At 55.1% G+C, this 23,776-nt stretch carries 26 protein-coding genes; 5 read left to right on the top strand and 21 right to left on the bottom strand.

The window, feature by feature from the left end; all coding sequences use genetic code 11:
- Window position 1: 1 nt before the first annotated feature.
- The 8 genes from fabF to yceD all read right to left on the bottom strand — a co-directional run bounded on the left by fabF (window position 2) and on the right by yceD (window position 6,141).
- Window positions 2–1,243 carry a beta-ketoacyl-ACP synthase II gene (fabF, locus tag CTZ24_RS07920; RefSeq protein WP_208725247.1) on the bottom strand — a complete coding sequence of 414 codons (1,242 nt, stop codon included), beginning with the start codon at window positions 1,241–1,243 and terminating at the stop codon, window positions 2–4.
- Window positions 1,244–1,330: 87 nt separating this feature from the next.
- A complete protein-coding gene (acpP, locus tag CTZ24_RS07915) occupies window positions 1,331–1,567 on the bottom strand; it encodes an acyl carrier protein (protein ID WP_208725246.1) in 237 nt (78 codons plus the stop codon).
- Window positions 1,568–1,720: 153 nt separating this feature from the next.
- Entirely contained in the window at window positions 1,721–2,455 is a 735-nt protein-coding gene (gene fabG, locus CTZ24_RS07910; RefSeq protein ID WP_021185603.1) for a 3-oxoacyl-ACP reductase FabG, read from the bottom strand.
- 10 nt (window positions 2,456–2,465) lie between these two features.
- Window positions 2,466–3,398, bottom strand: coding sequence for an ACP S-malonyltransferase (gene fabD / locus CTZ24_RS07905; protein ID WP_208725518.1), 933 nt, complete (start codon window positions 3,396–3,398; stop codon window positions 2,466–2,468).
- 15 nt (window positions 3,399–3,413) lie between these two features.
- Window positions 3,414–4,367: a beta-ketoacyl-ACP synthase III gene (locus tag CTZ24_RS07900; protein WP_208725245.1), complete on the bottom strand. Its 954-nt coding sequence runs from the start codon at window positions 4,365–4,367 to the stop codon at window positions 3,414–3,416.
- Complete coding sequence (plsX, locus tag CTZ24_RS07895; RefSeq protein ID WP_021185600.1) at window positions 4,368–5,408, bottom strand: phosphate acyltransferase PlsX; 1,041 nt, start codon at window positions 5,406–5,408, stop codon at window positions 4,368–4,370.
- Between the two features lie 26 nt (window positions 5,409–5,434).
- Window positions 5,435–5,605, bottom strand: a complete 171-nt coding sequence (rpmF, locus tag CTZ24_RS07890) for a 50S ribosomal protein L32 (protein WP_013508656.1) — start codon at window positions 5,603–5,605, stop codon at window positions 5,435–5,437.
- A gap of 14 nt (window positions 5,606–5,619) precedes the next feature.
- A complete protein-coding gene (yceD, locus tag CTZ24_RS07885) occupies window positions 5,620–6,141 on the bottom strand; it encodes a 23S rRNA accumulation protein YceD (RefSeq protein ID WP_208725244.1) in 522 nt (173 codons plus the stop codon).
- Window positions 6,142–6,281: 140 nt separating this feature from the next.
- On the opposite strand from yceD, the gene CTZ24_RS07880 reads away from it, so the two are divergent.
- Window positions 6,282–6,866 carry a Maf family protein gene (locus tag CTZ24_RS07880; RefSeq protein ID WP_208725243.1) on the top strand — a complete coding sequence of 195 codons (585 nt, stop codon included), beginning with the start codon at window positions 6,282–6,284 and terminating at the stop codon, window positions 6,864–6,866.
- Window positions 6,867–6,877: 11 nt separating this feature from the next.
- Here CTZ24_RS07880 and rluC read toward each other — a convergent pair whose 3' ends face one another.
- The gene (rluC, locus tag CTZ24_RS07875; RefSeq protein WP_208725242.1) at window positions 6,878–7,834 is read right to left on the bottom strand and encodes a 23S rRNA pseudouridine(955/2504/2580) synthase RluC; all 957 of its coding nucleotides are present in this window, start codon (window positions 7,832–7,834) and stop codon (window positions 6,878–6,880) included.
- A 573-nt stretch (window positions 7,835–8,407) separates the two neighbouring features.
- Between rluC and rne the strand changes: the two genes are divergently transcribed.
- Complete coding sequence (gene rne, locus CTZ24_RS07870; RefSeq protein WP_208725241.1) at window positions 8,408–11,620, top strand: ribonuclease E; 3,213 nt, start codon at window positions 8,408–8,410, stop codon at window positions 11,618–11,620.
- Between the two features lie 205 nt (window positions 11,621–11,825).
- On the opposite strand, the gene flgL is transcribed toward rne, so the two are convergent.
- From flgL to flgB, 11 genes are all read right to left on the bottom strand, one after another.
- Window positions 11,826–12,788: a flagellar hook-associated protein FlgL gene (flgL, locus tag CTZ24_RS07865; RefSeq protein ID WP_021186014.1), complete on the bottom strand. Its 963-nt coding sequence runs from the start codon at window positions 12,786–12,788 to the stop codon at window positions 11,826–11,828.
- Between the two features lie 19 nt (window positions 12,789–12,807).
- The gene (flgK, locus tag CTZ24_RS07860) at window positions 12,808–14,451 is read right to left on the bottom strand and encodes a flagellar hook-associated protein FlgK (protein WP_208725240.1); all 1,644 of its coding nucleotides are present in this window, start codon (window positions 14,449–14,451) and stop codon (window positions 12,808–12,810) included.
- A 120-nt stretch (window positions 14,452–14,571) separates the two neighbouring features.
- The gene (gene flgJ / locus CTZ24_RS07855; protein WP_208725239.1) at window positions 14,572–15,513 is read right to left on the bottom strand and encodes a flagellar assembly peptidoglycan hydrolase FlgJ; all 942 of its coding nucleotides are present in this window, start codon (window positions 15,511–15,513) and stop codon (window positions 14,572–14,574) included.
- Complete coding sequence (locus CTZ24_RS07850; protein WP_021186017.1) at window positions 15,513–16,619, bottom strand: flagellar basal body P-ring protein FlgI; 1,107 nt, start codon at window positions 16,617–16,619, stop codon at window positions 15,513–15,515. The genes flgJ and CTZ24_RS07850 overlap by 1 nt, the downstream gene beginning before the upstream one ends.
- A 9-nt stretch (window positions 16,620–16,628) precedes the next feature.
- Window positions 16,629–17,339, bottom strand: a complete 711-nt coding sequence (locus CTZ24_RS07845; protein WP_021186018.1) for a flagellar basal body L-ring protein FlgH — start codon at window positions 17,337–17,339, stop codon at window positions 16,629–16,631.
- Between the two features lie 62 nt (window positions 17,340–17,401).
- Window positions 17,402–18,184 (bottom strand): flagellar basal-body rod protein FlgG, encoded by a 783-nt coding sequence (gene flgG / locus CTZ24_RS07840; protein ID WP_013508646.1) that lies wholly within the window; start codon window positions 18,182–18,184, stop codon window positions 17,402–17,404.
- Between the two features lie 16 nt (window positions 18,185–18,200).
- Complete coding sequence (locus tag CTZ24_RS07835; RefSeq protein ID WP_021186019.1) at window positions 18,201–18,959, bottom strand: flagellar basal body rod protein FlgF; 759 nt, start codon at window positions 18,957–18,959, stop codon at window positions 18,201–18,203.
- Between the two features lie 20 nt (window positions 18,960–18,979).
- A complete protein-coding gene (flgE, locus tag CTZ24_RS07830) occupies window positions 18,980–20,200 on the bottom strand; it encodes a flagellar hook protein FlgE (RefSeq protein ID WP_021186020.1) in 1,221 nt (406 codons plus the stop codon).
- A gap of 26 nt (window positions 20,201–20,226) precedes the next feature.
- A complete protein-coding gene (flgD, locus tag CTZ24_RS07825; RefSeq protein WP_021186021.1) occupies window positions 20,227–20,901 on the bottom strand; it encodes a flagellar hook assembly protein FlgD in 675 nt (224 codons plus the stop codon).
- A gap of 12 nt (window positions 20,902–20,913) precedes the next feature.
- Entirely contained in the window at window positions 20,914–21,318 is a 405-nt protein-coding gene (gene flgC, locus CTZ24_RS07820; protein WP_013508642.1) for a flagellar basal body rod protein FlgC, read from the bottom strand.
- Window positions 21,319–21,320: 2 nt separating this feature from the next.
- Window positions 21,321–21,734: a flagellar basal body rod protein FlgB gene (gene flgB, locus CTZ24_RS07815; RefSeq protein WP_021186022.1), complete on the bottom strand. Its 414-nt coding sequence runs from the start codon at window positions 21,732–21,734 to the stop codon at window positions 21,321–21,323.
- Window positions 21,735–21,888: 154 nt separating this feature from the next.
- Here flgB and flgA point away from each other — a divergent pair, with 154 nt between their 5' ends.
- The 3 genes from flgA to flgN all read left to right on the top strand — a co-directional run bounded on the left by flgA (window position 21,889) and on the right by flgN (window position 23,396).
- Complete coding sequence (gene flgA, locus CTZ24_RS07810; RefSeq protein WP_021186023.1) at window positions 21,889–22,548, top strand: flagellar basal body P-ring formation chaperone FlgA; 660 nt, start codon at window positions 21,889–21,891, stop codon at window positions 22,546–22,548.
- A 105-nt stretch (window positions 22,549–22,653) separates the two neighbouring features.
- Entirely contained in the window at window positions 22,654–22,959 is a 306-nt protein-coding gene (gene flgM, locus CTZ24_RS07805) for a flagellar biosynthesis anti-sigma factor FlgM (protein WP_021186024.1), read from the top strand.
- A gap of 5 nt (window positions 22,960–22,964) precedes the next feature.
- Window positions 22,965–23,396 (top strand): flagellar export chaperone FlgN, encoded by a 432-nt coding sequence (gene flgN, locus CTZ24_RS07800; RefSeq protein ID WP_021186025.1) that lies wholly within the window; start codon window positions 22,965–22,967, stop codon window positions 23,394–23,396.
- 102 nt (window positions 23,397–23,498) lie between these two features.
- Here the strand turns inward: flgN and CTZ24_RS07795 are convergent.
- Window positions 23,499–23,776 (bottom strand): transposase (locus tag CTZ24_RS07795; protein ID WP_208723593.1); only part of this gene is annotated, 278 nt, incomplete at its 5' end.

The raw sequence follows: 23,776 nt of genomic DNA, 5'->3' as shown, positions 1-23,776 counted from the left end.
CTTACACTTTGCGGAAAATCAGTGAACCGTTGGTTCCACCGAAACCGAAGGAGTTACACAGCGTGTATTCCAGACCACTCACCTGACGCGCCGTGTGTGGCACGAAGTCCAGATCACAGCCTTCATCAGGGTTATCGAGGTTGATGGTCGGTGGAATTGCCTGATCGCGCAATGCCAGGATTGAGTAGATAGATTCTACCGCGCCCGCAGCACCCAACAGGTGACCCGTCATCGATTTGGTTGAGCTGACCATCACAGAGCTGGCTGCCGTACCAAAGACCGATTTCACCGCCTGCGCTTCCGCTTTATCACCGGCTGGCGTTGAGGTGCCATGCGCGTTGACGTAACCGATCTGTTCCGGATTCAACTGTGCATCACGCAGAGCGTTGACCATAGCCAGCGCCGCGCCTGCGCCGTTTTCCGGCGGAGAGGTCATGTGGTAAGCATCGCTGCTCATGCCGAAACCGACAATTTCAGCATAAATCTTCGCACCGCGTTTCTTCGCGTGCTCATACTCTTCCAGCACCACAATGCCTGCTCCGTCACCCAGCACAAAACCATCACGATCTTTGTCCCACGGACGGCTTGCCGCCTGCGGATTATCGTTACGGGTGGAGAGTGCACGCGCCGCACCAAAGCCACCGACACCCAGAGGGGTACTGGCTTTTTCTGCACCACCGGCCAGCATGACATCAGCATCGTTGTAAGCAATGATGCGTGCCGCATGACCAATGTTATGTACACCCGAAGTACAGGCCGTGGCGATAGAGATGCTCGGACCTTTCAGGCCATACATAATCGTAAGATGACCCGCGACCATGTTTACAATGGTAGAAGGCACAAAGAACGGGCTGATTTTGCGGGGACCGCCATTGACCAGCGAGGAATGGTTTTCTTCAATCAAACCCAATCCGCCGATGCCGGAACCAATCGCCGCACCAAAACGACCAGCATTTTCTTCAGTTACGACCAGACCGGAGTCCTGCATAGCCTGTATGCCAGCAACGATGCCATATTGGATGAAATCATCCATCTTGCGCTGATCTTTGCGCGAGATGAATTCATCACAATCAAAATCTCTTACCAAACCTGCAAAACGTGTTGCATAGGCACTGGTATCAAAATGGTCGATCAGGGTAATGCCGCTCTGACCGGCAAGGAGAGCACTCCAGGTAGACTCTACGGTATTGCCGACAGGAGACAACATGCCAAGACCGGTCACAACTACACGACGCTTAGACACGTTCGTCCTCCAGGGAGGGATAAAAAAAAGCTATGTGGGACAAACTATAAAACTCAGGCGGTCGAGCGACCGCCTGAAGGATATTCATTAGCCTTGGTGGCTAGTGATGTAGTCGATCGCTGCCTGAACGGTAGTGATTTTCTCAGCTTCTTCGTCTGGAATCTCGGTATCGAACTCTTCTTCCAGAGCCATAACCAGTTCAACGGTGTCAAGAGAATCAGCACCCAGGTCGTCAACGAAAGACTTTTCATTAGTCACTTCTTCCGGTTTCACGCCCAACTGCTCGATGATGATCTTCTTAACTCTATCCTGAATGTCGCTCATGCTATTAAATTTCCTATCAAAACTCGCTTTCGCGATGGTTTTCGTAGTGTATAAAATGTTGAAAAAGATGCAACAAAATCCCGGCTGGTCGAACCACGATTTTACGCTATTCTGCGGTTTTTACCGCGAATAATGCAAATTATTTCGTGATTATCAGACCATGTACATACCGCCATTGACGTGTAGCGTCTCACCCGTGATATAGGCGGCTTCGTCAGAGGCTAAGAATGCAACAGCATTGGCGATTTCCTGCGGATCACCTAAGCGACCTGCTGGAACTTCCGCCAGAATGCCCGAGCGCTGATCTTCGTTCAGTGCACGCGTCATGTCCGTTTCAATAAAGCCCGGAGCCACGACGTTTACGGTAATGCCACGGGACGCGACTTCTCGCGCCAGTGATTTGCTAAAGCCAATCAAACCTGCTTTTGCTGCTGCATAGTTTGCCTGGCCCGCGTTACCCATGGTTCCAACTACAGAACCGATGGTAATGATACGGCCCACACGTTTCTTCATCATGGCACGCATAACCGCCTTCGAGAGACGGAAAACTGACGTCAGGTTGGTATCGAGGATATCCGCCCATTCATCGTCTTTCATGCGCATCAGTAAATTATCACGCGTAATGCCTGCATTATTGACTAAAATGTCCACTTCGCCAAATTCTGCGCGCACTTTCTCGAGCACACTCTCAATGGAAGCAGGATCGGTCACGTTCAACAGCAGACCTTTACCACTGTCGCCGAGGTAAGCACTGATTGCCTCCGCGCCGCTCTCACTGGTCGCAGTTCCCACCACTTTGGCACCGCGTGCCGCCAGCGTTTCCGCAATGGCGCGACCAATACCGCGGCTCGCGCCGGTAACCAGCGCAACTTTACCTTCAAAGCCCATGATTTTCCTCTTATTCCTGGCTAAGCGCAGCAGTCAATGAAGCAGGATCGTTCACTGCGGCTGCGGTCAGGGTATCCACAATACGTTTAGTGAGACCGGTCAACACTTTACCCGGACCAATCTCCAGCAACTGAGTCACGCCTTGCGCGGCCATAAACTCAACCGCTTCTGTCCAGCGTACCGGACTGTACAATTGACGCACCAGCGCGCTACGAATCGCCTCGTCTGAGGTTTCACACTGCACATCAACGTTGTTAACCACCGGGACTGACGGGCTATTAAAGTTGATCGCTTCCAGTGCCACCGCCAGTTTCTCTGCCGCTGGCTTCATCAGCGCGCAGTGAGATGGCACGCTGACAGGTAACGGCAGCGCACGTTTCGCCCCTGCGGCTTTACAGGCAGCGCCTGCACGCTCAACGGCTTCTTTGTTACCCGCAATCACCACCTGGCCTGGCGAGTTAAAGTTAACCGGCGACACCACCTGGCCTTGCGCACTCTCTTCACAGGCTTTACGAATGGCGGCATCATCAAGTCCGATAATCGCCTGCATCGCGCCAGTGCCTTCCGGCACCGCTTCCTGCATCAGTTTGCCACGCAGCTCAACCAGTTTGATGGCATCGGCAAAATTCAGTACGCCCGCACAGACCAGCGCTGAGTATTCACCCAGACTGTGGCCAGCCATGATGGCAGGTTGAGGCGCATTTTTGCTCTGCCAGACGCGATAAATCGCAACTGAAGCCGCCAGCAACGCGGGCTGTGTCTGCCAGGTTTTGTTCAGTTCCTCAGCCGGCCCCTGCTGAACCAACTGCCATAAGTCATAACCCAGTGCGTCTGAAGCTTCACGGAAAGTAGCCTCTACCTGCGGGTATTCAGTGGCCAGGTCAGCCAGCATGCCCACAGTCTGTGATCCCTGTCCGGGGAACACAAAAGCAAATTGCGTCATCATTCGTTCCTGTAATCAAAAGCGAACCAGCGAGGAACCCCAGGTGAAACCACCACCAAAGGCCTCCAGCAGAATCAGTTGTCCCGGTTTGATGCGACCATCACGTACCGCTTCATCCAGCGCACTGGGTACAGAAGCCGCAGAGGTGTTACCGTGACGATCCAGCGTCACCACCACTTTGTCCATGCCCATACCGAGTTTTTTCGCCGTGGCGCTGATAATGCGCAGATTAGCCTGATGCGGCACCAGCCAATCGAGCATTTCGCGATCGAGATTGTTGGCCTGCAAGGTTTCATCCACAATATGCGCCAGTTCAGTAACCGCCACTTTGAAGACTTCGTTGCCTGCCATCGTCAGGTAAGCAGGTTGATCCTGTTGCTCGCGGTCCTGATATGGCAGCGTCAGCAGTTTACCGTAACGACCATCCGCATGCAGATGGGTAGAAAGAATGCCCGGTTCGCTGCTCTGGCCCAGAACCACCGCACCCGCGCCATCACCGAACAGAATGATGGTGCCACGATCGGCGGGATCAAGCGTGCGTGCCAGTGCATCCGCACCGATCACCAGCGCATGTTTCACTGCGCCATTTTTGATGTACTGATCGGCTACGCTCAGGGCATAGGTAAAACCTGCGCACGCGGCTGCAAGGTCAAACGCAGCACAGTCGTTGATCTCCAGCATTTGCTGGATCATGCAGGCCGAGCTTGGGAATGCGTGGCTCGAAGAGGTGGTCGCCACAATAATCAGACCCACGTCACTCGCCGCAACGCCCGCCATTTCCAGCGCGCGCTGTGCTGCCGAAAAGCCCATTGTGGCGACAGTTTCATCCGGCGCAGCAATGCGGCGTTCACGGATGCCGGTACGGGTGACAATCCACTCGTCCGAAGTTTCCACCATTTTTTCCAGATCCGCGTTGGTACGTACCTGGCTGGGCAAATAACTGCCCGTACCGAGAATTTTGGTAAACATCTACGCTTTGTCACTCCTGGCTAATACAGTGTCCAGGCGCGCAGCAATCCGTTCCGGGACTTGCCGCCGCACCGCCTGCTCTGCCTGTTCTATCGCTACGGCAAACGCACGTTGATTCGCCGCGCCGTGGCTCTTGATCACCGTTCCGCGCAATCCTAACAGACAAGCGCCATTATACTGGTCGGGGTTGAGGTGACCGAAACGCTTCGCCAGACGCTTTTGGATCCAGCGCCCCAGCCACTTCAGCCACCAGGCCCGTTTTTTTCCTTCCCCTGACGATTTAAGCAGCGAAAGAAACATTCTTACCACACCTTCCATCGTTTTCAGCGTGACGTTGCCAACAAAGCCATCGCAAACCAGCACATCCGTTTTGCCGGTGAGGAGATCATTCCCCTCAAGGTAACCAATATAGTTGATCTGCGGGGATTCCCGCAGCACCGCCGCTGCTGTGCGGATGGCTTCCAGACCTTTGGTCTCTTCCTGGCCGATATTGAGCAACGCAACGCGCGGCTGGTTAATGGCAAGCACTTCTTCGGCGACCACCGCACCCATCACCGCAAATTGCACCAACATTTCACTGTCGGACTCTACGTTGGCGCCCAAATCCAGCACCACCGTTTTGCCGTGCTGCTGATGTGGCAGAACGGTCATCAGCGCCGGGCGCTCAATGCCATCCAGCGGCTTGAGCAACAATTTGGCTAACCCCATCAGCGCGCCGGTGTTCCCCGCGCTGACACAGGCTTGTGCCTTACCCTCTTTCACCAGCTCCAACGCGATACGCATGGAACTGCCGCGACTGTTACGAATCGCCTGTGAGGGTCTGGCATCACTTGCAATAACCGATTCGGCAGGGATCACCTGCACACGCCCCGCTACAGAGGAATCCGCTTTGGCAAGTAATGGCATGATTGTGTCGGGATTACCGACCAGAAGGAGAACCAGGTGCGAATGAGAGGCCAGTGCCTGCAAGGCTGCAGGCACTGTCACGCAGGGACCGAAATCCCCGCCCATGGCATCTATCGCCAGGGTCAAACGTGTCAAAGTATCGCCTTGCGTAACCGCAAGAATTACTTAGCGATAACCTTGCGACCGCGGTAGTAACCATCCGCAGTGATGTGGTGACGCAGATGAGTTTCGCCAGAAACTTTATCTACAGACAGAGTGGTGGTGGTCAGAGCATCATGAGAACGACGCATACCACGCTTAGAACGGGTGGGTTTATTCTGTTGTACGGCCATGGACCTTACTCCTATTACTTACGCTTTAAACTGGCTAATACGGCAAATGGATTTGGTTTTTCTGCCTCTTCAGGCAACTTACCAAAAACCATGTCCGCGTCGGACACTTCACAGTGTTCAGAATCATGCACCGGAACCACCGGCAGTGCGAGGATGATTTCATCTTCAATCACCGCCAACAGATCGATTTCGCCAAAATCATCGACATCGATCGGTTCGTAGGCTTCCGGCAGTGCTTCGGCCTGCTCTTCAGTAGAGACAGGACTGAAGCAATAGCTTACGTGAACCTGATGCGGAAACGGCTGGTTGCAGCGCTGACATAACAACGTTACCAGCACATCCGCTGTTCCTTGCAGAACCGCGAGGCGCTGGTTGTCAACCGCAAACGACATGGCACATTCCACATCACTGTCCACACTCACGACCGAGTCGGCCACGCGCGCCACCAATTCAGGCGAATAAACACCATGATAATCAAGGCGTTTTTGCGCAGCGCGTACCGGATCGAGCGTCAGGGGTAATTTTACCTTTTGCATAGGGCGCGAATATTAACTTTGTAACGTCATAGAGTCAAAGAAAAAGGCCGTTTTACAGCATCTTTCACCCGTTAGTCGCATCCAGTGCGGCGCACAGTTTAAAATGACTGTCTCCTTTACGCTATCTATTCTGCAAAAAAATGACGACATCGCTGGTTTTAGCTTCAACCTCACCCTTCCGCCAGGCTTTATTAAGTAAGCTTGGCCTGCCTTTTCTCTGCGCGGCACCGCACACCGATGAGACGCCGCAGCCCGGTGAAGCGGCAGATGCGTTGGTACAACGCCTCGCGCTGGCGAAAGCCAGGGCGCTGGCGGCCGACTATCCGGATCGCTGGATCATCGGTTCCGATCAAGTCTGCGTGCTGGACGGACAGATCACCGGTAAGCCGCACACGGAAGAAAACGCGCGCAAGCAACTGTCTGCCGCCAGTGGCAAAGCCATCACCTTCTATACCGGCCTGGCGCTCATCCAACCGCAAAGCGGGCAGCAATTTCTCTGCTGTGAACCCTTCACCGTCCATTTTCGCACGCTGAGTGCAGCCGAAATTGCCGGATATGTTGCCAAAGAACAGCCACTGCAATGTGCAGGCAGCTTCAAAAGCGAAGGCCTTGGCATTTGTCTGTTTGAACGGCTGGAAGGACGCGATCCCAATACCTTGATTGGGTTGCCGCTGATTGCGCTGAATGGGATGTTACGAGAAGCGGGCATCAACCCCTTGTGTTGATGCCCGTGACGTTACGCCTTTTTCTGGCGTAACTGCGACAGGCAATGCTTCAAAGCGCCGTCCAGCGGCGCTTCCATCCGCAACATCTCACCGGTATTGGGATGGGTAAACGTCAACGCCGCCGCATGAAGGAACAGACGGGAAAGTCCGGTCGGTGCCAACTGGCGTTCAAATTCCCGATCGCCATAACGATCGTCAAACGCGATGGGATGGCCCGCATGCAAAGTATGCACACGAATTTGGTGAGTGCGGCCAGTGACCGGGCTGGCTTTTACCAGGGTGGCAAAGCCAAAACGCTCTTCCACTTTAAACCGTGTCTCCGAAGGTTTACCTTCCGCGCTGACGCGCACCACGCGCTCACCGCTTTGCAGGATATTCTTCAGCAACGGTGCCTGTACCACTTTCAGGTGGGATGGCCAGTCGCCACGCACCAGCGCCAGGTAATCTTTTTGCATGCCTTTGTCGCGAAGCTGTTCGTGCAGGGAACGCAGTGCCGAGCGTTTCTTCGCAACCAGCAAGATACCCGAGGTGTCGCGATCGAGACGATGCACCAATTCGAGAAAACGCGCTTCCGGGCGCAACGCACGCAAACCTTCAATCACGCCAAAACTTAAACCGCTGCCGCCATGTACGGCGGTGCCGGAAGGCTTGTTCAGGACCAGCAGATAATCATCCTCATACAGGATGGCGTCAGCCAGTGAAGCCACTTTCTCCAGCTTCGGCGAGACAGTCTGCTCTTCACGTTCCGCAACCCGTACGGGTGGAATACGGATCTCATCGCCCTCTTCCAGCTTATATTCAGGTTTGATGCGTTTTTTATTTACCCGCACTTCCCCTTTACGCAGGATGCGATAAATCATACTTTTCGGCACACCCTTCAATTGGGTGCGCAAAAAGTTATCGATACGTTGTCCGGCATTTTCAGCCGTAATGGCGACAAATTGTACGCCGGGATTCTCAGTTTTCATGGCGGCGATTCTAAATAGTGTCCCCGGATAGCGCCACCCCTTTTTCTGTGCTTAACTCTCTGGTTGTCGCGGCGCTAAAGAGTCGAAATGCTGACTTTTTCAACAATGCGATGATAACCCCTGCAAATGAACAGGTTAAGGATGAATAAACTTCACAGCTCGGCAAAAGTCGCCTTGCTATATGTTGGTGAGCAATGGAATAATGCAGGGGTTTCTGTCCTGGAAAGATTCAGGCAGAAAAAAGAGCGAAATAAGTCATTTTGCCGGATTAAACGGACACGCAGCAATGGCGTAAGACGTAATGTTAAATCAGGCACTTAGCGGGCTGCGGGTTGCAGCCAGGACGACAGACTGGGATGTGTGGATTTTTGAATACTCTGTAGCACTTCCACCTTCAGGCGCTGGATTTCCTTATGAAAAACAGGCCACCGACAAGATTTGCGCCCCTTTAGCCGCCGACAACCGTGAGGTTGACGTCTGTGCATTAAAGACACGGGGCCATCGGTTGATTCTCGTCCAGGGTAACGATGCCCGCAGCTTTGTCACTCATGAGAGAATAACGAGTAAGTCACGATGAAAAGAATGTTAATTAACGCAACTCAGCAGGAGGAGTTGCGCGTTGCCCTGGTTGATGGACAACGTCTGTACGATCTGGATATCGAAAGCCCCGGACACGAACAGAAAAAAGCCAACATCTACAAAGGTAAAATCACCCGTATTGAACCCAGCCTGGAAGCTGCGTTTGTTGATTACGGTGCTGAGCGTCACGGTTTTCTCCCTCTGAAAGAAATTTCCCGCGAATATTTCCCCGCCAGTTACAACGCGCACGGACGTCCCAATATTAAAGATGTTCTGCGTGAAGGTCAGGAAGTCATCGTTCAAATTGATAAAGAGGAGCGTGGTAATAAAGGAGCAGCACTGACCACCTTTATTTCACTGGCCGGTAGCTACCTGGTGCTGATGCCGAACAACCCGCGTGCGGGTGGCATTTCGCGCCGTATTGAAGGCGATGATCGCACCGAACTGAAAGAAGCCCTGTCAGCGCTGGAACTGCCGGAAGGCATGGGCCTGATTGTGCGCACCGCTGGCGTTGGCAAATCCGCCGAGTCGTTACAGTGGGACCTTAGCTTCCGTCTGAAACACTGGGAAGCGATCAAAAAAGCCGCTGAAAGCCGCCCGGCACCTTTCCTGATCCATCAGGAAAGTAATGTGATCGTGCGCGCCTTCCGCGACTATCTGCGTCAGGATATCGGTGAAATCCTCATCGATAACCCGAAAGTCCTCGAACTGGCGCGTCAGCATATCGCTGCGCTCGGTCGTCCGGACTTCAGCAGCAAAATCAAGTTGTACACCGGTGAAATCCCGCTGTTCAGCCACTACCAAATCGAATCGCAGATTGAATCTGCTTTCCAGCGTGAAGTGCGTCTGCCATCTGGCGGCTCTATCGTCATTGACAGCACTGAAGCACTGACGGCGATTGATATCAACTCAGCACGCGCGACGCGCGGTGGTGATATCGAAGAGACGGCGTTCAATACCAACCTCGAAGCGGCAGACGAAATCGCTCGTCAGCTGCGTCTGCGTGACCTCGGTGGTCTGATTGTTATCGACTTCATCGATATGACGCCGGTACGCCACCAGCGTGCCGTGGAAAACCGTCTGCGTGAAGCGGTACGTCAGGATCGTGCACGTATTCAAATCAGCCATATTTCACGCTTTGGTCTGCTGGAGATGTCACGTCAGCGCCTCAGCCCATCACTGGGCGAGTCCAGTCATCACGTCTGCCCACGCTGTAGCGGCACCGGCACCATCCGTGATAACGAATCGCTGTCGCTGTCTATTCTGCGTCTGATTGAAGAAGAAGCGCTGAAGGACAACACCAAAGAAGTCCACGCCATTGTGCCGGTTCCGGTCGCTTCCTACCTGCTGAACGAAAAACGTGATGCAGTCAGCGCCATTGAGAAGCGTCAGGGTGGCGTGCGCGCCATCATCGTACCGAACGATCAGATGGAAACGCCGCACTACTCCGTGTTGCGCGTGCGCAAAGGCGAAGAGACGCAAACGCTGAGCTACCACCTGCCGAAACTGCATGAAGCAGAAATGGCACTGCCTTCCGAAGAAGAGCAGTCAGAACGTCGTCGTCCTGAGCAACCTGCCCTCGCCGCCTTTGTGATGCCGGATGCACCGCCTGCACCGGTTGAAGTGGCAGAAGAGAGCAAGCCTGCGGTGAAAGCTGAGCCGAAGAAGGCCAGGACAACCGACACCGTCGCAGCACCGGCTGCGTCAACCGGCTTTATGGCACGTCTGTTGGGTGGATTGAAAAAACTGTTTGTTGGTGATGCACCGGCGACTACGCCGGAAGCCAGCGAGAAACAGGAAAGCAAAGCAAACGCTGATGAAAACGGTCAACAGCGTGGCGATCGTCGCAACAACCGCCGCAATAACCGTCGTGAACGCACTCCGCGTAACGCTGAAAATGCGCCGGTACGTGAAGCACGCGAGCCGCGTGAGCCACGCGAAGCGCGTGAAACCACCGAAAACCGCCGCAATAAACGCCAGAACGAGCCGCGTGAAGAACGCAGCCCGGCACAAAGCGAAGAAGCACGCCAGCAACGCGAAGAGCAGCAACAACAGCGTCGCGAACAACGTGCGGAACGCCAGCGTCGTCGTCAGGAAGAGAAACGCGCCCAGCAGCAGGAACAGAAAGCCGCTGAGCCGGTGGTGCAGGCTGAAATCGTTGATGAGGCAGCGCAGGAAGAAGAACGTGTTCAGGTCATGCCGCGTCGTAAACAACGCCAACTGAGCCAGAAAGTGCGTTTTGGTGATGAAAGCGAAGCGACAACCGAGAACGTTATCGCTCCGGTTGAAACTGCGCCGCGTGCAGTCGCTAATGAAGAACCGGAAGCGGTCAATGATGATCAGGATGACGTTGATAACCGTGACAGCGCCAATATGCCGCGCCGTTCACGTCGTTCACCGCGCCACCTGCGTGTCAGCGGTCAGCGTCGTCGCCGTTACCGTGATGAGCGCTATCCGACCCAATCTGCAATGCCTCTGGCTGCGGCTTCGGCTTCACCGGAAATGGCCTCTGGCAAAGTCTGGGTACGTTATCCGGTTGCACAAACCAATGAAGAACTGGTCACACAGGATGCACTGAACGAGACGCCGGATTACAGCCGCGAAGAGACGGCCGCTGCCGTTGCTCTGCCTGCCAGCGTTGAGCCAGCCCAGGAAGTGGTTGCTGAGCCAGTCGTCGAAGTAGTGGAACCGCAGGCACACACCGACGTTCCGGTAGTGAACACCGATGACACCCGTCCGATTGAATCTCCGGTCAATGAAGAACCGACCGTGATTTCAGCGGCGGATGAAGCGGTTGCCGAAGTAACCGCCGCGCAGGCCGAACCGGTGGTTGATGTTGCTGCTGAGGTCAACGAAGCCGTAACCGCTGCCATCGAAGCACCTGCTCAGGTGGCACCGGAAGTGACTGCGCCAGTGGAAGAGGTCCTGTCCACGCCGGTTGCCGCAGAAGCGCAGCCAGCGCCAGTTGCGGAACCTGATGCGCCAGTCGCCGCTCACGCTACCGTGGCCAACAACGCAGAAACCCGCTGGAAGCATTATGCTTCGGCACCGATGACCAAAGCACCGGCACCGGCATGGGAACCTGAACCGGCTCGCCATAGCGATTGGGTACGTCCACCGTTTGCCTTTGCGGGCCGTGGATCGGCTGGCGGTCATAGCGCCACACAGCAGGCGACCGCACCGGCAACCAAGCCAGAAAGCGTCTAAGTTAGCGCTACGTCACACAGCAAACCCCGGCCAGTCCGGGGTTTTTTATTTGTATCTATCCGTAGCGGCGCGATTTATCGCGCGGATTTTTCACGCATTGCGCGCTAAATCGCGCCGCTGCGGGCAAAAAAAATCCCACGGCCTGTGAGGGCAGTGGGAAAAAGCAAGCGCACCCGGTTTAAGTACGCTCAAATCTTCAGGTCAGTTACGAATTCAATTGGAACAGTGACATCTTCGACATCTGGGTAAAGACCGTGTAGGAGGCTTGCAACGCCGTCTGCTGCATGGTGTAGCTGGAGATAGCCGAGGTGTAATCCACATCCACCAGGTCACTCATTTGTGACGCCATAATGGTATCGCGGTCATCACCCTGCGCATCCAGCGTGTCCAGCTCAGACATTTTTGAGCCCACCGCAGAACGCACGCTCAGCACGTTGTTCAGTGAGTTGCTCAAACCACGGTTGGTCTTATCCATCGCATCCTGGAACGTTTGTTTGGTGGCATCGTCAGCGTTGTCCTGTGGCACTTTCAACGCGGCAATCGCACTGTCGAGCATATTGAACAGGTTAGTTTCACTGGCGCTACCGTCCGGCTCTGCTTTGGCGTTGCTGGTGATCGACATAAACACCGAAGTACCGGTATCGCCAACCGACATGGTGCGGCTGTCATCCACTTTTTGCGTAATCGGATCACTGCCGCCGACATAGGTCACGCCAGTGCCATCATCAGTGAATGGCTCGGTATCGGTTTGATAGCCGGCGAAAATATAGTTGCCGTTACCGTCTTTACTGTTAGCCAGCCCCAGCAATTGCGAGCGGATCCCTTCCAGTGACGTGGCGATCGAGGCACGGTCATCATCACTCAACGTACCGGTTGAACCCTGAACAATCAGGGTCTGCGCATCCTGAATGCTGCTGGTGACGCTGGAAAGCGTATTTTCTTCCATTGACAGACTCTGGTTGGCAAAGCTACGCGCAGTGGCGTACTGAGCGCTTTTGGCCTGAGTCTGCGACAACACCACAGCGCGCGAAGCCGCAATCGGGTCATCAGAGGGGTTAGTCACGCGGCGACCGCTGGAAAGCTGTTCACCGACTTTGAGCCAGGAAGCTTGCGAATCCGTGATACCGCGCACCTGCTGGTTAAAAATCATATTGGTACTAAGACGCATGGTTTTTTATCCTCTCTGCTTAGCCGAGGCTATCGATCAACGCGTTGAAAATGGTGCTGGCGGTTTGCAGCACCTGCGCGTTAGCCGTGTAATATTGCTGATATTTAGTCAGGTTGGCGTACTCTTCATCGAGGTTGACGCCCGAAATTGACTGCTGGCGATCACTTAACTGACTCACCACACTTTCCTGAGTGGTACTGGTGGTTTCCAGCGTGCTGGTTTTGTTACCCACCGTACTGACGATGCTGGCATACGCCTCGGCCAGGGTGGCGTTACCGTTCACCAGTTTGCTGTCCTGCAAATCCAGCAGTTTTTGCGCATTGGTATTATCGCTGGCACCATCTACGGCACCTGCCGCCGCAATCTGCGACTCATCGGTGATCGCCACTGACATATCACCAATCACGTTCTGCACCGGTTTTACCAGGAAGCTGTCTTTCGCCGCCGGCGTACCACTTACGGTTAACTGAAGACCATCAAAGCTCAGCGTGGTGTTACCATCGGCATCGGTTCCCTGCGTCGCCGTCACGCTAACGTTGTCCGACTGACGAGTCACCGACCAGTTGGTGCCGTCGTAGCTGACGGTGTAGTTTGAGGCTTTCAGCGCGCTGGTGTCGGTCCATTCCGCTGACAGTGAGGCACTGGAGGTATTCTTGGTGTTGCTCAGGACTTCCGGGCTGCCGATGTTAAAGAAATCAGTGCCCTGATCACCGTTGCTGTCATACCCTTCTTTATGGATGGTATTGAAGCTGGTAGCAAAGGCAGCGGCAAGCTGGCCGAGCTGGTTCTGAGCGGTATCCAAATCCTGGGTACGGAACGCCAGCAGACCACCCAACGAACCGGTTGTCAGGGTTTTCTCAGCAATTTCTACGTTACCCGCCTGCTTATCAACATAACCGACGGTGATACGTGAAGGGTCGCTGCTGGAAGGCATCGCCACCAGCGAAGTGGTTTTGCTGCCATTGACCAGCGTGGTGCTGCCCATTGAAACGATATAGCTGCCATCCTGCTGCGACACCGTGACACCGACGATATCATTCAGGCTGCTCACCAGTTGGTCGCGCTGATCCAGCAGGTCATTCGGCGCAGTGCCATCACCGGTAGTCAGTTTGGCAATCTGGGTGTTGAGGTTGGCAATCTGGCTGGTGTAGGTATTGATCTGGTCAACGCTGGAGGTGATATCGGTGTTGACGCTGGTCTGCATATTGGTCAGATATTGTGCTGTCGTCTGGAACTGGTTGACCAATCCCTGAGCATTACTCAGCATTGACTGACGCGCTGACGGATCGTCGGCGTTACTGACCACGTTTTGTACGTTGGTGAAGAAGTCCTGAATCGACGTTGACAGGCTGGTGGTCGAGGTTGATAACAGATCGTCAATATTTGAGATCTGAGAATATTGGGTATTTTGCGCATTATAGGTCGCACTGGCACTGCGTAACTGCGCAGTGATGAATTCATCATATTCACGCTGCACAGTCGTCACATTCACACCGTTACCGTAATAGCTGCCACCAGACAGGGTGCTGTTTGCCTGCCCCAGGATCGTCGTCTGGCGTGTATAACCCGCCACGGTATAGTTACTGATGTTGTTACTGGTGGTACTTAATGCGGCCTGTGCGGCGCTCAGCCCGCTCATCGCTGAGTTGATTATACTGGACATCTCGGTTCCTTAATTTCCCGTTCACCGGGCTGGCTGTCATCAGTGCGGTTACCGGGGCGATGAAACGCCCGGGTTGTATGAAGGTTATCGGCGTGCTTAAGTGAAACTTGAGGCAAAAAATCAGAACAAATCGGTCAAATCGTGGCTGTACGCTTTCACAACTTTTTCGCCCATGTTTTTGAATTGCTGGATCATTCCCACCAATTTCTGAGCATATCTCGGGTCAGTCGCATAACCGGCAGCCTGCAACGCTTGTGCCCCCTGCTCCGCCGTCTGCGCGTTGGCGACCGCGGCATAACGTGGGTTGTTTGACAGCAGTTTGACGTAGTCCGTCAGCGCCTCCAGATAGGAGCCGTAAACACGGAAGGTTGCGCGTACTTTTTTCGCTTCGCCGTGTTCATATTCGGTGGTCATGATATCGGTGGTTTCACCTTTCCAGTCACCGCTGGCCTTGATACCGAACACGTTGTAGCTCGGTTTACCGTCACGCGTCAGAATCTGACGCTGCCCCCAGCCGGACTCCAGCGCCGCTTGCGCCAGAATCAGATGGTGTGGAATACCGCTCTCGTCACTCGCCACTTTGGCAGGCTGCGTCAGTTGAGCAATAAAGTCGCTGCTGTCGCCGGATAAACTGCCGGGTGATACCGGCAGTCGCGGCATCGCTTTACGTACCATTTGTTCCAGCTGCATCGGCGCCATGCTGCTGTAAATGAAGCTGTTATCCAGCTTCATCGGTACGGTACCCGCACGCTCATCCGGTTCCTGTGCGGGTTGCATCTGTTTGACGATGGTTTCAGCCAGGCCAAGTCCGCGTTTGCCCATCTCCTGCGCAATCTGCTGGTCGTACATTGAGGTAAAAAGCCGCGTCTGGTCGTTGCTCAACAGGCCATCTTTTGGCAACGCTTCACGCATACTTTTCAGCATCATCTGCACGAACATGCCTTCAACCTGCTTCGCCACCTGTAAGGCTTTACCTTTCGGGTCCTGACTGGCTTCGCGTTTCAGGTCATTGAGCGAGCGGCTGTCATAAGCCGCATTCATCAGCGATTGCGTATCACTCATCAGATAATTTCCAGTTTGGCGCGCAGACAGCCCGCACTCTGCATTGATTGCAGAATTGACATCAGGTCAATCGGTGTTGCACCCAGCGCATTCAGCGCACGCACCACATTATTGAGGTTGGCGCTGGCGTTGACGTGTTGCAGCGCCCCACCACTCTGGCGCATATCGATCTGCGTCTGATTGGTCGTCACGGTTTGACCACCTGCGAACGGCGTATTCGGCTGATTGACGTTCTGCTGCTGATTGACGGTGACCGACAGGTTGCCCTGCGCGACCGCACAGGTACTCAGCGTCACTTCGCGGTTCATTACCACCGAACCGGTACGTGAGTTGATGATCACTTTGGCGTCTTCCAGCGGTACGGAAACATCCAGATTCTGGATATCCGACAGCAGGCGCACCTGCGAACTATTATTCGGCGACACACGAATTTGCACGGTACGCGCATCCAGCGGCTGGGCATAACCATAGCCACCACGATTGATGGCATCCGCAATACGCTGCGCCATAGTGAAATCTTCGTTGTTCAGTTGCAGGTTGATGGTGCTCTGGCTACCAAAGTTGCTTTGCAGCTCACGTTCCACCGTGGCCCCACCGGTAATGCGACCACCGTTCAACTGGTTTACCTGGACGCTGCTGCCACCCGCAGCGGCACCGGCACCACCGACCAGAATGTTACCCTGCGCCAGCGCATAGACCTGGTTATCCACGCCTTTCATCGGCGTCATCAGCAGCGTACCGCCACGCAGGCTTTTGGCGTTACCCAGTGACGACACCACCACATCAATGGTTTGTCCCTGACGCGCAAAGGCCGGCAGTGAGGCGGTGACCATCACCGCCGCCACGTTTTTCAGCTGCATGTTGGTGCCGGTCGGTACGGTGATCCCCAGCTGCGACAGCATGTTGCTGACGGTTTGTGTGGTAAACGGCGTTTGCGTGGTCTGGTCACCGGTGCCGTCCAGCCCCACCACCAGGCCATAACCGATCAACTGGTTGTCGCGCACGCCCTGTACCGTGGTCAGATCGCGGATGCGGTCAGCATGAGCGATAAGGCTGAATCCGAGCAGGAAGCTCAGGCTCAAACGCAGCAGAGTGTTCATTTTCATCGTAACCTCTTACATCGGCGAAACGTTCAGGAAGAAACGCTGGAACCAACCCATCGTCTGCGCCTCATTGATATAACCATTGCCGACATACTCAATACGTGCGTCGGCCACTGCGGTTGACAGCACCGCGTTACTGGCGCTGATGGTGCGGGGGTTAACCACACCGGAGAAACGAATAAATTCGGTTCCCTGATTAATCTCGATCTGTTTTTCACCCACTACGCGCAGGTTGCCGTTGGACAGCACCTGATTCACGGTGACGGTGATGGTGCCGGTAAAGGTATTATTTGCCGTAGCACCGCCTTTGCCGGTGAAGTCGTTTTTGCCTTCGCCATCAAGACCGACCTTCTCCCCACTCGCGCCGACCAAACCATTCAACGCGGTTGGCACGGTAGTCAGCCCAAAGCTTCCACTGCCATCACGACTGGCATTGGCAGACGAACTTTTGCTGGCGCTGACGTTTTCCTGCAAGGTAATGGTCAGGGTGTCGCCGATATTGCGTGGACGACGATCCTCAAACAGCGGCTGATAGCCGTAGTTCAGCGGCGCAACGCCCTGAAAAATGGAACCATTCACCACCGGTGGCGCAGAAGGCGTTGGCTCAGCCGTTGTCGAGCCTTGTACCAGTGGCGTGCGTGGAACCAGCGCACAACCGTTTAATGTCAGTAGTGATAACGCTACTAACCAATGACCAGGCTTGAGAATCACTTGCTTCGCCACGGAGTTCTGACCTTTTTCATGTTCTTAATCAGGCCAGCCAGGCTGGCCCAACGACACCAGATTTATAACTGGGTTAACTTCGCTAACATCTGATCGGACGTGCTGACCGCTTTACTGTTGATCTCATAAGCGCGCTGCGTCTGGATCATGGAAACCAGTTCTTCCGCCACGTTGACGTTCGAGGTTTCCACATAACCCTGATACAACAAACCGGCACCGTTCTGGCCAGGCGTGCTCTGGGTAGCCGCACCCGATGCCTGGGTTTCCTGATAGAGGTTTTCACCCAGGCTATCGAGACCGGCGTCGTTCATAAAAGTACTGAGTGTTAACTGGCCCACCTGGGTCGGGTTGGTCTGACCCTGCTGCGTCACACTCACGATGCCATCACGCGAAACAGTGATGCTGGTGGCGTTGGCAGGAATGGTGATACCTGGCTGCACGGTATAACCTGAGTTGGTCACCAGCTGACCATTCTGATCCACCTGGAATGAACCATCGCGGGTATAGGCGGACGTGCCATCCGGCATCTGCACTTCAAAGTAACCCTGACCGTTAATCGCCAGGTCTTTTGAGTTACTGGTTTGCGACAGGTTGCCCTGAGTATGCAGACGTTCAGTGGTCACCGGACGCACACCGGTACCAATCTGCATACCAGACGGTAACGTGGTTTGCTCGGATGACTGCGTGCCCGGCTGGCGCACGGTCTGGTACATCAGGTCTTCAAAAACCGCACGCGAACGCTTAAAACCGTTGGTGCTGACGTTCGCCAGGTTGTTGGCGATGACGTCCATATTGGTTTGTTGGGCATCAAGGCCGGTTTTCGCAATCCATAAGGAACGAATCATTGTTTTGTCCTCAGCCTTAGCTGCTCATGTTGAGCAACTGATTGGCTTTTTGTTCGTTTTCATCGACGTTCGAGATCACTTTCATCTGCATCTCAAAACGCCGGGCGTTGGCGATCATATCGACCATGGTTTCCACGGGCTTAACGTTACTGCCCTCCAGCACCCCCGGCGACACCTGCACGTTGGCGTCCTGCGCCAGCGTCGCACCGCGTGTAGCCTGAGTTTGTGCGGTAGGACGGAACATCCCGTCGTCACTGCGTTGCAGTTCCTGGCCGGTCGCCGTGACCAGCTTCAGACGACCAATCTGCACCGTGGCATTGGGTGCATCACCCGGGTTACGAGAGGTGATGGAGCCATCCGTTGCAATAGTCAGTTCAGCGCCTTGCGGCACGGCAATCGGCCCGCCATCGCCCATCACGGGATTGCCCTGGATTGTCAGGATGCCGGTGGAGCTGATTTGAATGTTACCGTTGCGGGTGTAAGCCTCGCTGCCGTCGGCGGTACGTACCGCCAGCCAGCCGTCCTGCCCCACCGCCACGTCGAGTGCGCGACCGGTGTTGTCCATCGCCCCTGCACTCATATCGGCACCCGGCGTAGAGGCCGTCACCAGGGTACGCGTCGGCAGCGACCAGCCATTGACCGGCACCGCGCGGTACGCTTCCAGCTGAGCACGGAAACCCGGCGTGGAGGCGTTGGCGAGGTTGCTGGCCGTGACGGACTGCTGCTCCAGCGTCTGGCTGGCGGCTCCCATCGCGGTATATATCGCGTGATCCATAATGCAATCCCGTTAGTGAATTAGCGTAAGTTGACCAGGGTATTGAGGATCTGGTCCTGGGTTTTGATGGTCTGCGCGTTCGCCTGATAGTTGCGCTGCGCGACGATCATGTTGACCAGTTCCTGACTCAAATCCACGTTGGAGGCTTCCAGCGCGCCTGCGGTCAGTGAACCGAAGGTGCCGGTGCCTGCGGTACCGATCGCCGCCTGACCAGAAGAACTGGTGGCGCTCCACACGTTGTCACCTTCAGACTGCAACCCTTCCGGGTTAGAGAAGCTCGCCAGCACGATCTGACCCAACAGCTGCGTTTGCTGGTTGGAGTAGGTACCGGTGATGGTGCCGTCATCGTTGATGGTGTAGGTGGTCAGATCGCCCGGCGCATAGCCATCCTGAGTCGGGTTACCGAAGGTGGTGGTGCCGGTGTTCTGTTGCAGGCTGCCTTGCATGCTCAGGGTAATGGACTGACCTGCGGCTGCACCGTTGGTCCCGTCAATACTCAGGGCTACGGTGGTGGCACCGGTCACGCCGCCCACGCTGGTCAGGTTACCGCTACTGTCAAACGTCAGGTCGAAATCACCCGCAGAAGTCCCGGTGGTGGAGTCGATAGCATGGACGGTCCAGGCGTTATCACCGGTTTTGACGTAGTACATGTCGAGGGTGTGATCGTTACCCTGAGAGTCGTACACCGTCATGGTGCTTTTGGCGTTGTAGCTGTCAACGTCCGACGCATCAAAGGTGGTGACCGTCGGGATATCACTGGTGGAGTTAAGGTTCGCCACCTGCGTTGCCGTGGAGGTCGCTTTTGCTGACATCTGGGTGGTTGGAATGCTCAGCGCCACCGGGTTGGCACCGGTCTGAATGGTAGCCGGGGAGCCGCTGGCCGGATAGCCGGTCACGTACAGGCCCTGCGTGTTGACCAGGTTACGGTTTTCATCCAGCGTAAACTGACCGTTACGCGAGTAGTACACCGCGCCGCTGCTGTCAGTCATACGGAAGAAACCGTTGCCGCTCAGCGCCACGTCCAGACCACGGCTGGTGGTGGTGGTGGTGCCGTCGTTAAAGTTCTGGATCACCGCTGCAACTTTAGTCCCCAGACCAACGTCTGAACCGGCGAACAGGTCAGCGAAGGCGATGGTGCTGGATTTAAAACCCGCTGTCGCGGAGTTGGCGATGTTGTTACCAATGACGTCGAGGTTGCTTGAAGCAGCGCCCAGGCCGCTCACCGCTTGGGAAAAAGACATGTTAATTTCTCCGGGTTACAGGTTAATTAGAGAATCTGACGTACTTCATCAAGGGTCGCGGTGCCCATGGTGCCGAGGTCCAGTGTCGAGGTGTCATCCGTTGTACTGACGCCACTGACGTAGGCGTAATTCAACGGCTGAGCCACCAGTTGGGTGCTGCCATTGCTGGCGGCAATCGAAACGGTATATTTGCCATCCGGGGCAGTTGAGCCGTCGGTCAGGGTGCCATCCCACGAGAAGGTATGAACGCCTGACGACAATGCGCCGAGATCAATGGTGCGCACGGTTGCACCGGTTGAATCTTTGATGGTGGCGGTGGTGGCGGTTGACGCGGTGGTCAGCTCCACACCAAATGGCGTGGTGGTGCCACTGCCTACCAAAATCTGGCTGCCATCCACCATCACGCCATGACCAATCAGCGTGGTACTTTGCAGGTTCTGGCTGGTGCTGATCTGCCCGGAGATCGAACCCAGCGTGGTATTGAGTTTTTCAATGCCGCTCAGGGTGTTGATCTGTGCCAACTGCGTGGTGAGCTGGCTGTTATCCATCGGGTTAGTCGGATCCTGGTTCTGCAACTGCGTCACCAGCATGGTCAGAAACTGGTTTTGTAAGTCTTCTGCGCTGTTACCGGTGCTGCTACTGCTGGAGGAGCTGAGGACCGTGGGGTCCAGGTTTTCGTTAACGCCTACCGCGATACCCATTGTGTTTCTCCGTTACTGACCCATGGTCAGCGTTTTCATCATCATTGATTTCACGGTGTTCAGGACCTCAACGTTGGCCTGGTAACTGCGTGAGGCCGACATGGTGTTCACCGTCTCTGCCACCACATCCACATTGGGCATCTTGACGTAACCTTTCTGGTCAGCCATCGGATTGCCCGGGTCATACACCAGTTTCGCCGGGGAAGGATCGTCCACCACCCCCGCCACCTTGACGCCACCGGTCGCCATACCCGGCGCGGCATCGGTCTGAAACACGACTTGCTTCGCCACGTAGGGCTGACCATCCGGCCCGGTGACGCTGTCGGCGTTAGCCAGGTTACTGGCGCTGACGTTGAGGCGCTGCGACTGCGCCGTCATAGCCGACCCGGCGATATCAAAGATATTTAGCAATGCCATTGTTATTGCCCCTGCAGAACGCTCATCATGCCTTTGATTTGGCTACTGATAAGGGTGAGATCGGTTTGATATTTCAGGCTGTTGTCGGCGAACTGCGTACGTTCCCGGTCCATATCCACGGTGTTGCCATCCGCGGCAGGCTGATCGGGAATGCGGTACAGCAGATCCATCGACGGCTGAGCGTCGCTCTGCGCTTCAATGTGGCGGGCAGACGTTACTTTGAGCGCCAAACTGCTGCCCTCCGAGCGACCGTTTTCCATCACCTTGCTGAGCTGGCTGGCAAAGTCGATATCCCGAGCCTGGTAACCCGGGGTATCGGCGTTGGCAATGTTGGATGCCAGGATCTCCTGACGCTCCGCTCGCAAGTTAAGGGCTTCTGTACCAAATCGCAGCGCGGCATCGAGTTTGTCGAGCATGCTTCCTCCGCGAATGAGAATTTCGAGCTGACAGCTTAATTGGGGAAAAGCAAGGGCTATCGTCTGAATAGCGCCAAAAACATTGGCTATTTTTGACATTGATTTTTTTGCGCGAGGAGTAGACTCAGTGCCATCTTCAGTCAGGAGGCGTGTTATGCGCAGATTTACAACCTTACTGGCCCCAATTTTGCTGGCCCTGGCGCTGCCCGGTCAGGCGGCCGATCTCCAGGCCCAGCTGACGCAGTACTTTAAAGCGCGCGATCCGCAACACGCGGCAGGGATGAATGTGGTGATTCGAACGCCACAAGCGCAGTGGCCAGACTGCGCTGCGCCACAAATTGTGTTGCCCGGCAACAGTCGCCAGTGGGGCAACATGAGCATCGCCACCAATTGCGGGCAGAATCGCCGTTATTTGCAGGTTCAGGTGCAGGTCACCGGTGTTTATCTGGTGGCAAATCATCAGTTAATGCGTGGCAGCAACGTCACGGCCAGCGATTTTCGTTTACAATCCGGGCGGCTGGATACGCTGCCCGCGCGAACCCTGTTCTCCACCGATAACGTGGCCGATGCCATCGCCATGCGCGATATCACCCCCGGGCAGCCGGTAACCGCCACTATGGTGCGTCTGCCCTGGCGGGTAAAAGCAGGACAAAATGTGATTGTGGTGGCCAGCGGTAACGGGTTTGATGCCAGTAGCGAAGGCAAGGCATTAAATAATGCGACCACCGCGCAGATGGTCAGAGTACGGATGGGTAATGGTCAGGTCGTCAGCGGCCGGGTCGGCGAGGATGGGAATATTCTTATATCGCTATAAAGCGCTAAAGAACCCTGTTTTTCTGCCGATAGTGAAAGCAACAAAGAAATTACCCTATGCTGACTCAGTTGGCTTATCCCCAACTGACCTTACAGGAGCAAGACCATGAGCATCGACAGAACCCAGCCTATTCAGCCGCCGAGCACTGTTCAGACCCGTGAAAATACGGACAACGGCAGCAAAGTGCGCCAGAGCAGCACCGCAGCCACGACCAGCACCAGCGAAAGTGGTGCGCAGGTGAAACTGAGCGCTGCCCAGGCGCAGCTGACACAACCCGGCAGCAGCGACATCAATACTGCGCGCGTTGAGCAACTGAAAACCGCCATTCGCAATGGCGAACTGAAAATGGATACCGGCAAGATCGCCGACGCGTTGATTGCTGATACTAAGGCGTATTTAGAGGGTAATTAATCCCGATGAACAATCTGTTGACCACATTAGATAAGATGCAGGAAGTGCTCTCTTCACTCCGCGAAGTGATGAATGAAGAACAGCAGCAACTTGCTTCCGGCCTGATTAACGGCAACCTGTTGCAGCGCATCACCGAAGATAAAAGCGCGCTGCTCTCGACGCTGAATTATCTTGACGAGATGCGCCGGACTACCGAGCAAAGCACCGGTACGCAGGCGCCTTATCGTGGCAACAGCGATATGTCACGCCGCTGGACGTCTATCCAGAAACATACGCGTCAACTGCGTGACGCCAATACGCATAATGGTTTGCTGCTACAGCAGCAGATCCGTTTTACCGATGATGCGTTAGCGGTGTTGAAGCCCCATCAAACGCAGGCATTTTATGGTCCGGACGGATTAGGTAAAGGTCAGTCAACACTGAGCCGCAAAGGGTAACCGTCCGCGTTCCAGATGTAAAAAAACCGCCATCGCTGATAACGAGGCGGTTTTTTTGTGCGTTAAATCGCGCCCGGATTTTTGTAGCTACCGTCTTGAACGTCAAGCGGTAGCTGCGTAATTTTCATCCCACTTCATCCGCGTTTTCAGCACCCCGAAGCACTGATGAACCAGCTTGCGCATCACCGCTCCAAGCGCGGCCTTGCTGGCTTTGCCCTTCGCGATTAGCCTCTGGTACAGCGCCTTCGCCGGGGCATTCCACCTGATCGCTACGATCGCCGCCATATACAGTTTCGCCCTTACGTCTGCCGGGCCTGTTTTTGACATCCGCGCACGCCCCCTGACTGAGCTCCCGGACGTTTTTTCCACCGGTACCACAC

It is taken from the genome of Pantoea phytobeneficialis (genome assembly GCF_009728735.1).
Classification (GTDB): domain Bacteria; phylum Pseudomonadota; class Gammaproteobacteria; order Enterobacterales; family Enterobacteriaceae; genus Pantoea; species Pantoea phytobeneficialis.
Note: the sequence above shows the minus strand (reverse complement) of the source record. Positions and strands in the feature narration are given on the sequence as shown.